The 14,614-nt window shown below is 63.7% G+C and carries 13 protein-coding genes; 11 read left to right on the top strand and 2 right to left on the bottom strand.

Features of this window, described 5'->3' with window-relative positions; genetic code table 11:
- The first annotated feature begins 41 nt into the window (after nucleotides 1-41).
- From FJ414_RS13165 to FJ414_RS13190, 6 genes are all read left to right on the top strand, one after another.
- The gene (locus FJ414_RS13165) at nucleotides 42-926 is read left to right on the top strand and encodes a glycoside hydrolase family 16 protein (RefSeq protein WP_140644807.1); all 885 of its coding nucleotides are present in this window, start codon (nucleotides 42-44) and stop codon (nucleotides 924-926) included.
- 132 nt (nucleotides 927-1,058) lie between these two features.
- Nucleotides 1,059-2,390 (top strand): UDP-glucose/GDP-mannose dehydrogenase family protein, encoded by a 1,332-nt coding sequence (locus tag FJ414_RS13170; RefSeq protein ID WP_140644808.1) that lies wholly within the window; start codon nucleotides 1,059-1,061, stop codon nucleotides 2,388-2,390.
- A 90-nt stretch (nucleotides 2,391-2,480) separates the two neighbouring features.
- Entirely contained in the window at nucleotides 2,481-3,929 is a 1,449-nt protein-coding gene (locus FJ414_RS13175; RefSeq protein ID WP_140644849.1) for a GMC family oxidoreductase, read from the top strand.
- Between the two features lie 11 nt (nucleotides 3,930-3,940).
- Nucleotides 3,941-4,384, top strand: coding sequence for a hypothetical protein (locus tag FJ414_RS13180; RefSeq protein WP_140644809.1), 444 nt, complete (start codon nucleotides 3,941-3,943; stop codon nucleotides 4,382-4,384).
- A gap of 34 nt (nucleotides 4,385-4,418) precedes the next feature.
- The gene (locus FJ414_RS13185) at nucleotides 4,419-5,639 is read left to right on the top strand and encodes a glycosyltransferase family 2 protein (protein WP_181181603.1); all 1,221 of its coding nucleotides are present in this window, start codon (nucleotides 4,419-4,421) and stop codon (nucleotides 5,637-5,639) included.
- 44 nt (nucleotides 5,640-5,683) lie between these two features.
- Entirely contained in the window at nucleotides 5,684-6,763 is a 1,080-nt protein-coding gene (locus tag FJ414_RS13190) for a glycosyltransferase (protein WP_140644811.1), read from the top strand.
- 4 nt (nucleotides 6,764-6,767) lie between these two features.
- On the opposite strand, the gene FJ414_RS13195 is transcribed toward FJ414_RS13190, so the two are convergent.
- A complete protein-coding gene (locus FJ414_RS13195) occupies nucleotides 6,768-7,790 on the bottom strand; it encodes a phosphoribosyltransferase (RefSeq protein WP_140644812.1) in 1,023 nt (340 codons plus the stop codon).
- A 46-nt stretch (nucleotides 7,791-7,836) separates the two neighbouring features.
- Complete coding sequence (locus FJ414_RS13200) at nucleotides 7,837-9,333, bottom strand: lipopolysaccharide biosynthesis protein (protein WP_140644813.1); 1,497 nt, start codon at nucleotides 9,331-9,333, stop codon at nucleotides 7,837-7,839.
- Between the two features lie 195 nt (nucleotides 9,334-9,528).
- Between FJ414_RS13200 and FJ414_RS13205 the strand changes: the two genes are divergently transcribed.
- Genes FJ414_RS13205 through galU form a run of 5 tightly spaced genes read left to right on the top strand, consistent with a single transcriptional unit; the run spans nucleotide 9,529 to nucleotide 14,556 of the window.
- Nucleotides 9,529-10,704: a glycosyltransferase gene (locus FJ414_RS13205; protein WP_140644814.1), complete on the top strand. Its 1,176-nt coding sequence runs from the start codon at nucleotides 9,529-9,531 to the stop codon at nucleotides 10,702-10,704.
- 23 nt (nucleotides 10,705-10,727) lie between these two features.
- Entirely contained in the window at nucleotides 10,728-11,717 is a 990-nt protein-coding gene (locus tag FJ414_RS13210; protein ID WP_140644850.1) for a glycosyltransferase family 2 protein, read from the top strand.
- Nucleotides 11,717-12,655 (top strand): glycosyltransferase, encoded by a 939-nt coding sequence (locus tag FJ414_RS13215; RefSeq protein ID WP_140644815.1) that lies wholly within the window; start codon nucleotides 11,717-11,719, stop codon nucleotides 12,653-12,655. The genes FJ414_RS13210 and FJ414_RS13215 overlap by 1 nt, the downstream gene beginning before the upstream one ends.
- A complete protein-coding gene (locus FJ414_RS13220) occupies nucleotides 12,645-13,631 on the top strand; it encodes a glycosyltransferase family 2 protein (RefSeq protein WP_140644816.1) in 987 nt (328 codons plus the stop codon). Before FJ414_RS13215 ends, FJ414_RS13220 begins: the two co-directional genes overlap by 11 nt.
- Before the next feature lie 28 nt (nucleotides 13,632-13,659).
- Complete coding sequence (gene galU, locus FJ414_RS13225; RefSeq protein ID WP_140644817.1) at nucleotides 13,660-14,556, top strand: UTP--glucose-1-phosphate uridylyltransferase GalU; 897 nt, start codon at nucleotides 13,660-13,662, stop codon at nucleotides 14,554-14,556.
- Nucleotides 14,557-14,614: the final 58 nt, after the last annotated feature.

Raw genomic sequence — 14,614 nt, forward strand, 5'->3', positions numbered from 1 at the left:
GAAGACTTTGGGTTGGGCGGACAACACAAGGTGAGTTTGTTATGAACGCAGATCCCAGCAACACCTCCACCATGGCGGTGTGCGACAAGTCGCATACGCCCGGGAATGGATTAAACAGCCTGCGGCTCGGCGTGGTCGGCGCCTTGTTCGCCATCGCAGCGACCCTTGCGGCGAGTCCGCATCCGGCGCACGCGCAAGGGACGCAACAGGAACTGCAAAGCGCGCCGTCCTTCGTCGACAATTTCTCGAATTTAGACCGGTCCCGCTGGTTCGTCTCGGACGGCTGGACCAATGGCGCCCATCAGAATTGCACCTGGTCGAAGGATCTCGTGCGGCTTTCCGATGGCGTGCTGTCGCTGGGCTTCGAAAAGCGCAAGCTGAAGGATCGCGATTTCGCCTGCGCCGAGATCCAGACCAAGCAGCGCTACGGCTACGGTGTCTACGAGGCGCGCATGAAGACCGGCACCGGCTCAGGCCTCAACGCCGCCTTCTTCTCCTATATCGGTCCGCAGGACAAACAGCCCTGGGACGAGATCGACTTCGAGGTCCTCACCAAGGATCCGTCGAAGGTGCAGGTCAACAGCTACATCCAGGGCAAGCCGAAGAACGGCAAGCTGGTCGACGTCGAAGGCGGCGCCGACAAGGATTTCAACGACTACGGCTTCGTTTGGGAGAAGGACCGGCTGCGCTGGTATGTCAACGGCAAGCTCGTCCATGAAGTGACCAACCCCGACGAGTTGCCGACGCATTCGCAGAAAATCTTCTTCAGCCTCTGGGGCAGCGACAAGCTGACCAACTGGATGGGCGCCTTCGTCGATCCCGGCAGCAAGGTGACCATGGAGGTCAAGCGCGTCGCTTTCACCGCTTTGGGCCAACCATGCCAGTTTCCTGAATCGCTGGCATGCAGCATAAGTAATTCCAACTAGGCATGATCCCGAAAGTGGGAACTGGTTTGCGGATTAAGATCATGCCGAACCAACTAGGCCGTTGGGCCTGAGGGACATCTGAACCGGCCGGACCACCTTTTGTGGCCCGGCCTTTGACAGGAATAGAACCAAATGAATTTGACGGTGTTTGGGATTGGCTATGTCGGTCTCGTCCAGGCCGCTGTGCTTGCCGAGGTCGGTCACGAGGTGGTGTGCGTCGACATCGACGAGAAGAAGGTGGAGCGGCTCAACCAGGGCCTGATCCCGATTTTCGAACCGGGCCTGGAGGCCCTCGTCAAGGAAAACCACGCGGCCGGCCGCATCCGCTTCACCACGGACGCGGCAGCGGCGGTCAGACATGGCCAGATCCAGATGATCGCGGTCGGCACGCCGCCGGGCGAGGATGGCTCGGCCGATCTGAAATATGTGCTCGCCGTCGCCGAAACCATCGGTCGTGAGATGGACAGCGCCAAGATCGTCGTCGGCAAATCAACCGTGCCGGTCGGCACCTGCGAAAAGGTGAAGGCCAGGATCGCCGAAACGCTGAAGAAACGCGGTCGCGAGGATCTCGGCTTCGATGTCGCCTCGAACCCCGAATTCCTCAAGGAGGGCTCGGCGGTCGCCGACTGCATGAAGCCGGACCGCATCATCGTCGGCACCTCCAGCGAGGACACCGAGATGGTGATGCGCGAGCTCTACGCGCCCTTCAACCGCAACCACGAGAAGATGATCGTGATGGACGTGCGCAGCGCCGAATTCACCAAATACGCCGCCAACTGCATGCTGGCGACCAAGATCAGCTTCATGAACGAGATGGCCAATCTCGCCGAGCAGCTGGGCGCCGACATCGAGGAGGTGCGCAAGGGCATCGGCTCGGATCCGCGCATCGGCTACCACTTCATCTATCCCGGCCTCGGCTATGGCGGCTCCTGCTTCCCGAAGGACGTGCGCGCGCTGATCAAGACCGCCGAGGGCGTCAAGTTCGACGCCAAGCTGCTGCGCGCCGTCGAGGAGCGCAACAATGCGCAAAAGTCGGTCCTGTTCGACAAGGTCAACCACTATTTCAAGGGCGCGCTCAGGGGCAAGACATTCGCCGTCTGGGGGCTGGCCTTCAAGCCCAACACCGACGACATGCGCGAGGCGCCGTCGCGCACGCTGATGGAAGCGCTGTGGGCGGCCGGCGCCAAGGTCCAGGCCTACGATCCCGAGGCGATGCAGGAATGCCAGGCGATCTACGGCCTGCGCGACGACCTGCTCTTGTGCGGCACCAAGGAGGCGGCGCTGCGCGGCGCCGACGCGCTGTTGATCTGCACCGAATGGAAGAGCTTCCGCGCGCCGTCCTTCGACGCGCTCAAGGATGCGCTGACGACGCCGGTCATCTTCGACGGCCGCAACCTCTACGATCCCAAGGTGATCGCGCGCTACGGCATCGAATATTTCTCGATCGGCAGGATGGCGGCATGACGATGGCCGCTTGCCTTGAGGACGATCGCTGCCGCGAACGACAACGGCGCCGACAATGACCATGCGCGTGAAGCAGGAGGGTTCGATCTGATGGTGCTCGACGTTCGGCCCGAACAAATCGCCAGCGAGCATTTCGATCTCGTCGTCATCGGATCCGGCTTCGGGTCGTCCTTCTTCCTGCACGAATTCCTGAAGCGGCGCAAAGCCCGCGTCCTGGTGCTGGAATGGGGCCGCCACAACACGCATGAGTGGCAGCTCAGCCAGAACGCCAACACCGACATAGACGATGAAACCACCTACGATACTGACAATCCCGACAAGCCGTGGAACTACACGATCGGTCTTGGCGGCGGCACCAATTGCTGGTTCGCGCAGACGCCGCGTTTCCATCCCAACGACTTCAAGCTGAAGAGCACCTACGGCGTCGGCAATGACTGGCCGATCAGCTATGACGACCTCGAACCGTTCTATGGCGATGCCGAGGAGGTCATGTCGATCTCCGGCGATCCCGATATGGCGCGGATGCTGCCACGCTCGCGGCCGTTTCCGCAGCCGCCGCATCGCATGTCGACACCCGACCGCATGATGAAGGCGGCGCAGCCGGATCAGCATTTCGTCATGCCGACCGCCCGGGCGCGCGTGGCGACCTCGCAACGCGCCTCATGCTGCGCCAATCTCAGATGCTGGCTGTGTCCGGCGGACGCCAAGTTCACCGTCAACAACGGACTGATGCATGTGTTCCAGCATCCGGACGTCTCGGTCTGTCTCGGCGCCGAGGTGCGCCGGTTCGATCATGCCGGCGGTGCGGTCCGCTCCGTCACCTTCGTCCACAAGGGCAAGGAATATTCGGTCGGCGGCGATCTCTTCATCCTCGGCGCCAATGCCATACAGAGCCCCGCGATCATGCTGCGCTCCGGACTTGGCGGCGAGTTCGTCGGCTTGGGCTTGCACGAATCCTATGGCTGGAATTACGAAGCTTATCTCGGCGGCGTCGACAATTTCGACGGCTCGACCATCACCACCGGCCTGAATTTCGGTCTCTATGACGGGCCGCACCGGGCCGAGCATGCGGCGGCGCTCGTCTATTTCGAGAACCGCTGGCAGCACGGCATGCGCGCAGAGAAGGGAAGGCTGCGGCAGGTGCTGCCGCTGGTCATCGTCACCGAGAACCTGCTCGACCCGGAAAATCGCGTCGTGCTCGACAAGGACGAGAACGCCTTCGTGACCTTCAGGGGCGCGTCGGACTACGCCACCAAGGGCATGGCGAAAGCGCTGGAAAGGTTGCCGGAACTGCTCAAGCCGCTGCCGGTCGAACAGATTTTCGATCGCGGCATAAGGCCGACCGAATCGCATGTGCAGGGCACGTTGCGCATGGGCACGGGCCCGGTCGATTCCGTGGTCGACCGCGACATGATCCACCACCAGTTCAGGAACCTCGTGGTCGTCGGCACCAGCACCTATCCGAGCTGTTCCTGCGCCAATCCAAGCCTGACCGCGGCTGCCCTGTCCTTGCGGGCGGCGGGTAAGCTGGCGGCATGAGGGAGGGGTCGATGAAGATCACGCGCCGCACCGCACTGGCCATCGTCGCCGGCGGCATTGCCTCCACCGGCATCGCGGCCGCTGCCATCTCGTCCTTATCGGACGAGGATCTGGTTCGCGTCACGCTCGAAAAATATTTCGGGCCGCTCAACATGCGCATCGAGCACCTGCAGCAATTCGTGCTCGAATTCCAGAACCGCAACCCCTGGATATTCCCGAGCGCCAAGGTTGCCGATGTGGTGACGCTGGCGGAAACGGTGAAGCTCGGCAAGGCGCGCGAGCTGCTGCCTCAGGACAAGCGGCGCGACCTCCGCCATTTCGACCGCTGGGTCATCGCCGAGTTCCACATGCTGACCGATTATGCCTGGCGCAGCTCGCCCGACGATCCGATCCGCTTCACCGGCTGGCATCCGTGCACCAATCCCTTCGCCAATCTCGATCTGCAGAATGCGTAAGGCAGGCGGAACAGAAGACAGTATGAGGTCACCAATGGCTGCACCGCGGAAACCGACGGTCACCGTCATCGTTCCTACCTTCAACCGGGAAAAGTTCCTGCCCGAATCCATCGCCAGCCTGCTCCAGCAGACCGTGGCGCCGGATCAGATCCTGATCGTGGACGACGGCTCGACGGATAACACCAGCGCGGTGGCGGCCTCTTTCCCCGCGCCTGTGGAATATTACCGCAAGGAGAATGGCGGCAAATCGACGGCGCTGAATTTCGCCCTGAAGCACAGCAGGGGAGATTTCGTCTGGATATTCGACGACGACGACGTCGCGCACCCGACGGCGCTCGAGCGGTTTCTCGCCGCCTTCGAGCGGGAGCCGGCCGCCGATTTCGCTTTCGGTGAATATGCACGTTTCCAGCAGTCGGCTCAGATCCGAGAGCAGAATTACGAGATCGTCGCGTTCGGCCACGTCAGCCAGGACAATTTCTTTCCGTCCCACCTCGAATATTGCCACGTCCACCAGCCGGGTCTGCTGGTGCGCCGCAAATGCTACGACGAGGTTGGAGGCTTCAATGAAACCCTTGTCCGGTCGCAGGACTACGAGATGATGCTGAGGCTTGCACGCCGGTTCAAGGGCATCAGGGTCGACGGCCTCATGTTCTTCCAGCGCCAGCACGACATGGTCCGCGGCAGCACCAAGGTGGTGATTTCCTATACCGACCGGATCAAGGCCTGGGGCTCGTACGACCGGGTGATCATGGAAGAAATCTACAAGTCGGTCGATCTGCATGAGTATCTCGACCGCTCGGAGCAGGCCTTGCCGAAGACGGCCGATCTCGAGATGCAGGCATTGCTGCAGCGTTCGAGCATCATGGCCAGGAAGGGTCTATGGCACCACGCGGCCGAAGACATCCGCCGCTACGCCCTGCTTGCCGAACGAGCCGGAAAGACCTCGCTCAGCGACAAGGAACGCGCCATCGTGCGGCGTACATTCGAAGCCTACGATACGGGCCTGGCATCCGCCCCTGCCGACGAATTCGTCTCGGCGGTGAAGGCATGGAAGTCGGGAGCGCTGAAGGCCGACATCGTCAGGGAATACATGCATTCGTTTCCTCACTACCTGGTGCAGGACTTGAAGGCGGGAAAGGTGATCCCGGCATCGAAGTTGTTGCGGGAGTACTCGACGCTGTCGCTTTCCGCCTCGGTCAGCCGCCTGTGTCAGGCAATGACTTCGAAGCTTCCATTGGCGCGCAGCGCAAGCTGATCGGCCCGCATGCTCATCCGCCGGGCCGGATTAGGAGTCGAATGATGAAAGTGCTTTTTGCGAGCGGCAACGGATACATTCCCGAGTTCACCGGCGGCGTGCAATCCAACACCCACCATCTGGTCGAACAGCTGATCGAGCACGGCCACCAGGCATCGGTCCTCGCCTCGCTGTTCGGCGACGGCATGTTCGGCCTCAAGGCGCGCGCCAAGATGAAGCTGTTGCGGCAGCCCGCCGTTGTCGACAATTTCCCCGGCTATCCGGTGATGCGCGCCTGGTACCCCTGGGAGGCGGCCGGCTTCGCCGTCGGGAAAACCAGACCCGACGTCGCCGTCGTGCAATGCCACAAGTCGGTCCTGCTCGGAAAAGCGCTTCTGGCGGAGGGAGTGCCGCTGGTCGTCTATCTCCACAATGTCGAGTTTCACGAACTCGCCGGCGATCCGCGCGAACTCGGTTCGGCTATATACATCGCCAATTCGGAGTTCACGGCGCGCACCTACAAGGAAAAATTCGGCATCGAGTCCATCGTTCTTCCGCCGACCATCAACGACGCGCTCTATTGCACGCACACGACCGGCGAATTCGTCACCATGATCAATCCCTATGAGGAAAAGGGTTTCGATCTGGCGGTCAAGATTGCGGCCGCCTGTCCGGAGATTCCCTTCCTGTTCGTGGAAAGCTGGAAACTGGACGACGACCATCGCGCCCGCGTCGAGAAGACCATCGCGCCGCTCTCGAACGTTACACTCGAAAACCGCACCAACGACATGAAGACGGTCTATGGCCGCACCAGGATCCTGCTTGCCCCGAGCAAATGGGAGGAAGCCTGGGGCCGCGTCGCATCCGAGGCGCATTGCAGCGGCATCCCGGTCGTCGGATCGAAGCGTGGCGGCCTGCCCGAAGCCATCGGGCCCGGCGGCGTGTTGCTCGACTACGATGCTCCGGTCGCCGACTGGGCCGCGGCGGTCCGGCGCCTGTGGAACGACCGCCCGGAATACGAACGGCTTTCGGCCGCGGCTATCGCCTTCTCCAAACGCCCGGAGCTCGACCCCGCGCGGCAATTGGTTGTGTTTCTCGATCTTCTCGAAAGGGCGGCCCGGCAGGGCGTCCGCCGCGCCGCCTAATTTCTTATGCCGGGCGCTTCACCCGGTTCTTCAGCGCCTGGTAGCCGCGCTCGCCGAGCAGCGCGCGCGCCGTCGCCTTCACGGCCTGCTTTCGCCCGTCGAGTGAATTGATTTGTCTCAGCCGCGCCGGCAGGTTGCGCGCCGCCTGCTGCAGCGCCGGCAGCGACAGCGGATCGGGCAGGCTCACCATGTTGGTTTCGACGCACAGCACCGGCTTGCCGGAGAGCTTGGCGATCCTCTGCGCCTGCTCGTGCTCGCTCTCGATGAACAGGATGGCGTCCGACTTGCGGTAGAACTCGGCCTTGAAGCTGCCATGCGCGCCGAGCCGCTGCCGCTCTGCCTTGTTGGGCAGATCGAGCATGATGAGATGATCGTATTTGATGTCGCGGCTGGCGAGCCATGCCTCGGTCAGCTTGCGGTATTTTTCCAGCCGGCTCGTCACCAGCCAGCCGATCTTGCGGGTCGGCCCGAGCAGCGGCCGCGCCTCGGCCAGGAATTTCTCATAGGCCGGGCCGTCGTCGTTTTCTTCCTCGGTCGGATCGAGGCAAAGCACGCCGTCAATGTCGACGCAACATTGCTCGAGGAAGACATGGTGCATGAAATTCCACTGGAACATCCTGGGATGCGGCACGGCCTCGAAGACCATGTCGGTTTCCTCGTGCTGCAGCGACAGGCCGAACACGGCGGCGAAGATGAAATCGCCCTCGATGCCGCTGGCCGCGACCTTTTCGCGCGCATCGCGCATGGCGGTGCCGCCGATGATGCTGTCGTCGATCACCAGGATCTTGCGCATCTCGGAAGCCTGCCGGTCGAGGCCCGCCCAGCGTTTCGTGATCCCGGAAGTATAGATCCTGCCGGCCAGGAAGCTGTCGAGATCGGTCATCGGGATGTTCGCGATCAGGCTGACCATGGTGCCGGCGAGGATGCCGCTCCTCGGCACGCCGACAACCAGGTCGATGTCGCGCGGCAGCCGGTGCAGGTTGCGTACGATCGCGTCGTTCATGTCTGAAATCGATCGGTAGTTCATGCGGTTATCCCTGTCCTGAAGTCAGCATTTCGCGAGCAGGCCGGGCTCATTTGGCCCCGCTCGGGGCTGCGAGGACCCCTCGTGCCGGGATCAGCCGCAAGGCCTCGCGAAGCGCTTCGCGGCCGGCGCTGAAGGCAAGTGCGACGACAATGGTGGCAAGATAGGAGAGCGCCGCGCCGGCGGCCAGCGCAACGACGGGCGGCGCCTGCAGCATCGGTTTGGCGAGCCAGACCAGGCCAAACGCCAGATGCGCGCCAAGCACGAAAGGCAATGCCGCGTGAAGCACATGGCTGGCCTTCAGCGGTCCGTGCCTGCCGACATAAAGCCACAGGAAGGGCGTGCGCATATATTCGCTGATTGCGTAGGCGACCGCGACGCCCAGCGCCCCGTAGGGCAGGCCGATGGCGAAGGCCAGCACCGAGGTCACGGCGGTGACGATACCCCAGCGCATGAAGTCACCCGAGCGGCCCTGGCTTACGAACAGCCATCCCGCGGGGTTGTTGAGCGGCTGCAGCAATCCGGCAAAGCCTAGCGCCAGGAAGATCGGCGCGCTCCCCCGCCACTGCTCGCCGAGCACGAAGGGAATGAGCGTGTCCGACATGGCGGTGGCGAAGGCGACACCCGGTAGCGCGACCAGAAGGATAAGCGGCATGACGCGCAGATAGGCGCTGCGGTAGCGGTCCGGCTCGTCCTTCAATCGCGACAATGCCGGCACCATCACCTTCGACAGCGGGTTGGTGATCTGGCTGAGCGGGAAGAGCAAGAGCTTGTAGGCGCGGTCGTAGAGGCCGAGCTGCGCCTCGCCCCAGTATTTGCCGATCAGCACATTGTCGAGGTTGCGGGCGAAGAAATTGGCGAAGTTGAAGCCGGTGATGCCGGCGCCGAAATTGATCAGCGCGCCGATGCCGTCGACCTTGCGCGGCAGGCCGGGGCGCCAGCGCGAAAAATACCAGTAGCACAAGGTCGGCAGCACCGCGCTCGCCAGCGTGCCGGCGAACAGCGCCCAATAGGAGCGATCGATGAAGGTCCAGGCGATCGAGACGACGACACCGACGATGGCGCTGGCGATGTCGATGATGGCCAGCCGCGTGAACTCCATGCGGCGCGTCAACAGCGCCACATGCTGGGCTCCCAGGCCATAGGCTATGATCTGCAGGCCGAAGGCGGCAACGAGGCCTGTCACGCGCGGCTCGCCATAGAAGGCGGCGACCAGCGGCGCCGAAGCCGCAAGCACGCAGGCCAGCAGCGCGCTCACCGCCACGTTGATCCAGAACAGGTAGTTGACCTCATCGTGACGGATACCGCTCTTCTGGATCGTCGCCTGGGTCAGGCCGAAATCCTGGAACAGCGCGATGAAGGCAAGCACCGGCGCGCACATCGCCACGACGCCGAAATCCTGCGGCGACAACAAGCGCGACAGCACGATGACGGAAATGATCTGCGTCGCCACCCGCACGCCTTGCGCGATCGCGGTGACGACCGCGCCGCGTCCGACCGATTTGCGCAGAGAGCCCTCAGGCGGATCGAATGCACTGGTTTCCAAATTCAGGATCCCTGATCTTGCATCGGTCCGACATCGTCGCGACCGGCGCCCGCCGCCGTGCATAAGCTACCGCAAGATGTTTTTGCAGTGCAACAAAAAATCTGCGGGCGCTTGCTACGCTGCACCAAAATTGTTGCGATGCAGCAAAAGCTGTACTAGCATCCCCGATGGGTGGGCCAACAGCGGTCGAGTTACATGCTGCATGTCTTGTACCTTGTGCATGACGTATCCGACCCGGCGGTGCGCCGGAGGATTCAGATGCTCAAGGCAGGCGGCGCCAGGGTCACCTTGGCGGGCTTCCGCCGCACCACCGGTCCGGTCGCCGAAATCGAGGGTGTCGAGCCGGTCGACCTTGGCGCGACGCGCGACGGCCGATTCGCACAGCGCATCGCCGCGGTCGCCAAGGCAGCCGTGTCGATCGGCGCGAAATTGGGCGCCGTGTCCAGGCCCGATCTCATCATCGCGCGCAACCTCGAAATGCTGGCGCTGGCCCGCCGCGCCAATAGCGCGCTCGGAGCGAGCGTGCCGATCGTCTATGAATGCCTCGATATCCACCGTCTGGTGCTGCGCGACGATTTCGTCGGCAGGACGCTGCGTGGCGCCGAACGTCATCTCGCCCGCGACGTGAGGCTTCTGGTGACAAGCTCGCCGGCCTTCATCGCCAATTATTTCGAGCCGTTCGGGCAGATCGTCGCACCTGTCGAGCTGATCGAGAACAAATATTTCGAGGCGGCATCCGTTGTCGCCGCGCATTCTTTCGAGGATGACAGCCCGGCGACGCCGCCTTGGCGCATCGGCTGGTTCGGCGCGCTGCGCTGTCGCCGCTCGCTGGAGCTGCTGGCCGATTTCACCCGCCGCCAGGCGGGCCGTTTCGAGGTCGTGCTGAGAGGCCGCCCGGCGCTGTCCGAATTCCCGGATTTTCATGGTTTCGTCGAGGCAGAGCCCTGGCTTTCGTTCGAGGGGCCTTACCGCAATCCGGAGGACATGGCGACAATCTATGGGCAGGTGCATTTCTCCTGGGCGATCGATTTCTTCGAAGCCGGCCAGAATTCCGAATGGCTGCTTCCCAACCGCCTCTATGAGGGCTGCCGCTTCGGCGCCGTGCCAATCTCGATGGCGGACACCGAAACCGGCAGGTTCCTGAAACGGCAAGACATCGGCGTGCTCCTGCCCGAAGCGACGCCCGAAGACATCGAGGCGATGCTCGGTCGGATGGATCAGGATCGATATCGCGGCCTGAAGTCTCGGGTGTTGGCGCGCAACCCCAGAACCTGGAGCTACGACCGCAGCGATTGCGCGGCCTTCGTCGACAAGCTGCGCGGCCTTGCCGCAATGCCTTCAAATTTTGCGACGACGGAGGCGGTGGCGTGATGGCAGGGGACTCGCAAGAGCCGATGACGCAGGCCACCACATCGATCCTGATCGTCATTCCATGCCTCAACGAGGCAGCCCATATCGGCGGCCTGCTCGACCAGTTGAGGCCCGCTGCGGCGCGGCTCGGCGGCCGCATCGTCGTCGCCGACGGCGGCAGCACCGACGGCACGCAAGCCATCGTCGAAAAGATCGTGGCGAAGGATGCCCGGGTCGTCCTGCTCGCCAATCCGAAGCGTCTCCAGAGCGCTGCCATCAATCTCGCGGTGGCGACCCTTGGTGAAGACGCCGACTACCTCATCCGCATCGACGCGCATGGCGGCTATCCGGAGGATTACTGCGAGCGGCTGGTCGAGGAAGCCCTTGCCACCGGCGCCGATTCGGTCGCCGTTTCGATGCTGACCGCCGGTACCGGCGCCGTGCAGAAGGCGGTCGCTGCTGCGCAGAATTCCAAGCTCGGCACCGGTGGCTCGAAGCACCGGCACGTGTCCGAGGGCGAATGGGTCGACCACGGCCATCACGCGCTGATGCGCATCGCCGCTTTCAGGCATGTCGGCGGCTACGACGAGAGCTTCAGCCACAACGAGGACGCCGAGCTCGACTACCGCCTGCGCCAGGCCGGCTACCGCATCTGGATGAGCGGCAGGACGCAGATGGTCTACTATCCGCGCTCGACGCTGAAGAGCCTCTATTTCCAGTATCTCGGCTATGGCCGCGGCCGCGCCAGGAACGTCCTGAAGCATCGCATGGTGCCGAAGGTTCGTCAGATGATCCCGCTGCTGGTGGCGCCCGTGGTGCTGCTCGCCCTGTTTTCCTTCGTCCACTGGACTGCGGCGGTGCCTTTCCTTTTGTGGATGGCCGTGTGCCTCGGTTACGGGCTGGTGACGGCGCTACGCCAGCGCAACGCCAGCATCGCGCTGGCCGGGGTCTCGGCGATGGTCATGCATTTCGGCTGGTCGGCCGGCTTCTGGCAGCAGCTTCTGGCGTCGCGCTCCCAGCGCAAGGTGGCGTGATGGCCAGCCGCTCGATCGACATCTGCATCTGCACCTTCCGCCGGCCGGAACTGGCCGACACGGTGCGCTCCGTCGCCGCGCTGGAGAAGCCCGAGGGCGCGGTGATCGGCATCGTCATTGCCGACAATGACGACGAGCCCAGCGCGCAGAAGCTGGTAAAGGCATTGGCCGAGGAACTGAAGCTGCCGGTCCGCTACCGCCACGCGCCGGCGCGCAACATCTCGATCGCCCGCAACGCCTGCCTCGACGCCAGCGTGTCGGATTTCGCCGCTTTTATCGACGACGACGAGACGGCGTCTCCCGGCTGGCTGGTCGAATTGATGGCGGCGGCCGACGCCACGGGCGCCACGGCGGTGCTCGGACCGGTGCGGGCGCATTATCGCCAGGACGCGCCGGACTGGATGCAAAAGGGCGACTTCCATTCCACCTTGCCGGTCTGGGTGCGCGGCGAGATCCACACCGGCTACACCTGCAACGTCCTGCTCCGAATGACCGATGCGAGCCTGCGCGGCCGGCGCTTCAGCCTGGCGCGCGGCCAGACCGGCGGCGAGGACACCGAGTTCTTCGATGCCATGGTCAAGGCCGGCGGCCGCATCGCCTTTGCACCCGAGGCTTTCGTCGACGAGGTCGTGCCGCGCGCCAGGGCCGCGTTCGACTGGCTGCGCCGCCGCCGCTTCCGCTTCGGCCAGACGCATGGCCACCTGATCGGGCGCGGCGCCGGCGGCGTGCGCCGCGGCGGCCAGGTCGGGCTGGCTGCGGCCAAGGCCGTCTATTGCTTCGGCATGGCCATTTTGACCGCGATCAGCCCGGTTCGACGGAACCGCAGCGTGCTGCGCGGCATTATGCACGTTGGCGTCATCAGCGGTTTGGTCGGCGTCCGCGAAATCCGCCAGTACGGCCTCACTTCGCCAGAACAAGGAAACAAGCGTGCAGCCTGACGTCAGCTTCGTCATCGCCGCCTATAACGCGGAGGCCACTCTCGACCGCGCCATCGCCGGCGCGATCGCGCAACTTGGCGTGACGGTCGAGGTCATCGTCGTCGACGACCGGTCGCGCGACGGCACGCTGGATGTGGCGCGCGCTTATCCGCAAGATATCGTCAAGGTGATGGCGCTGCCCGCCAATCGTGGTCCTGGCGGCGCCCGCAATGCCGGCCTCGATCTGGCGCGCGGCCGCTGGGTGGCAGTGCTCGATTCCGATGACGCGGTCCTTCCCGACCGCCTGGCCACGATGATCTCGCGCGCCGAAGCGGCGGGTGCGCAAATTGCGGTCGACAATGTGCAGGTCGTGCTCGAGGACGGCACGCCCGACGACATCATGTTCCCGGCCGGCTATCTCGAGGGCCTGCGCGAAATCTCGCTGGCCGACTACATCGCCGGCAATCTGGTCTTCGAATCGCGTTTCAATCTCGGCTATCTGAAGCCGATCTTCCAGCGCCGCTTCCTCGACGACAACAGGCTGCGCTACGACGAGAAGCTGCGCATCGGCGAGGACTACATCCTCCTGGCGAGCGCGCTGGCCAGCGGCGGCCGCTGCGTGGTTGAGCCGACAGTCGGCTATGTCTACCACATCCGCTCCGGCTCGATCTCGCGCGTGCTCGAATTGCATCACGTCGAGGCGATGACGCGCGCCGACGCCGCCTTCGCGGCGGCATATCCCATGGACAGCAGCGCAAAGGCAGCCTTCGCCAGGCGTGGCCGCAGCCTGCGCAAGGCGGCGTCGTTCCTGTCCCTGGTTCAGCATATCAAGGCACGCGCCCCGCTCAAGGCGATCGGCGCGGCGCTCAGGGATCCGGCCGCGATCGGGCATATGTCGATGCCGATCGCGGTCCGGCTCAGAAGGGTTGCGGCGCAAGTTCGCCGTGGGGGTGGGGAGATGAAGCATGCGGGCGATTTGATAGCCGGCGATAGGTAGAAATCTTTTCTCTCAGAAGGAAGAGCAGATGCAGAAAATCAGGAAGGCAGTCATCCCGGTGGCGGGGCTCGGAACGCGGTTCCTGCCGGCGACCAAGTCGATGCCGAAGGAGATGCTGCCCGTCGTCGACAAGCCTGTCGTGCAATATGCCGTCGACGAGGCGTTCGAGGCCGGCATCGAGCACATCGTCTTCGTCACCGGCCGTAACAAGGCGGTCATCGAGGACTATTTCGACCTGCATCCTGAACTGATCGGCACGCTGGAGCAGACCGGCAAAAAGGCGCAGTTGCAATCGCTGGAAAGCCTGCTGCCGGAGGCCGGCGCCACCTCCTTCATCCGCCAGCAGTCGCCGCAAGGTCTCGGCCACGCCGTCTGGTGCGCGCGCGACGTGATCGGCAATGAGCCCTTCGCGCTGCTGCTCCCCGACATGGTGTCCTTTGGTGCGCGCGGTTGCCTTGCCGAGACGGTCGATCTTTACCAGCGGACCGGCGGCAATGTGATCGCTGTCGAGCGCTGCGATCCCTCCGAAACCAGCAAATACGGCATTGTCGGCCGCGGCGCCGACGTGGCATCCGGCTTCGAAGTGACGGCGATGGTCGAAAAACCCGCGCCGGCCAACGCGCCGTCGAATTTCTACATCAATGGTCGCTACGTGCTGCAGCCGGAAATCTTTGCGCTGCTCGGCAACCAGCAGCGCGGCGCCGGCAACGAGATCCAGCTCACCGATGCCATGGTGCGGCTGGCCCAAAGCCAGCCTTTCTACGCGCGGCCTTTCGATGGCCGCATGTTCGACTGCGGCTCCAAGGAAGGCTTCATCGAGGCCACCATCGCCTTCGCCCTGGCGCGCGACGACATGAAGGGGCCTGTCCTCGAGATGCTGCAGCAATTCGTCCGGTCGCATGAGCGCCGGGAAGTAGCCGCATAATGCCCATCTTTCGGGTGCATATACGAACCCGCGATGGCGCGACAGCCACTCAAGCGCC

The sequence above is a fragment of the Mesorhizobium sp. B3-1-6 genome (assembly GCF_006439555.1).
GTDB lineage: Bacteria > Pseudomonadota > Alphaproteobacteria > Rhizobiales > Rhizobiaceae > Mesorhizobium.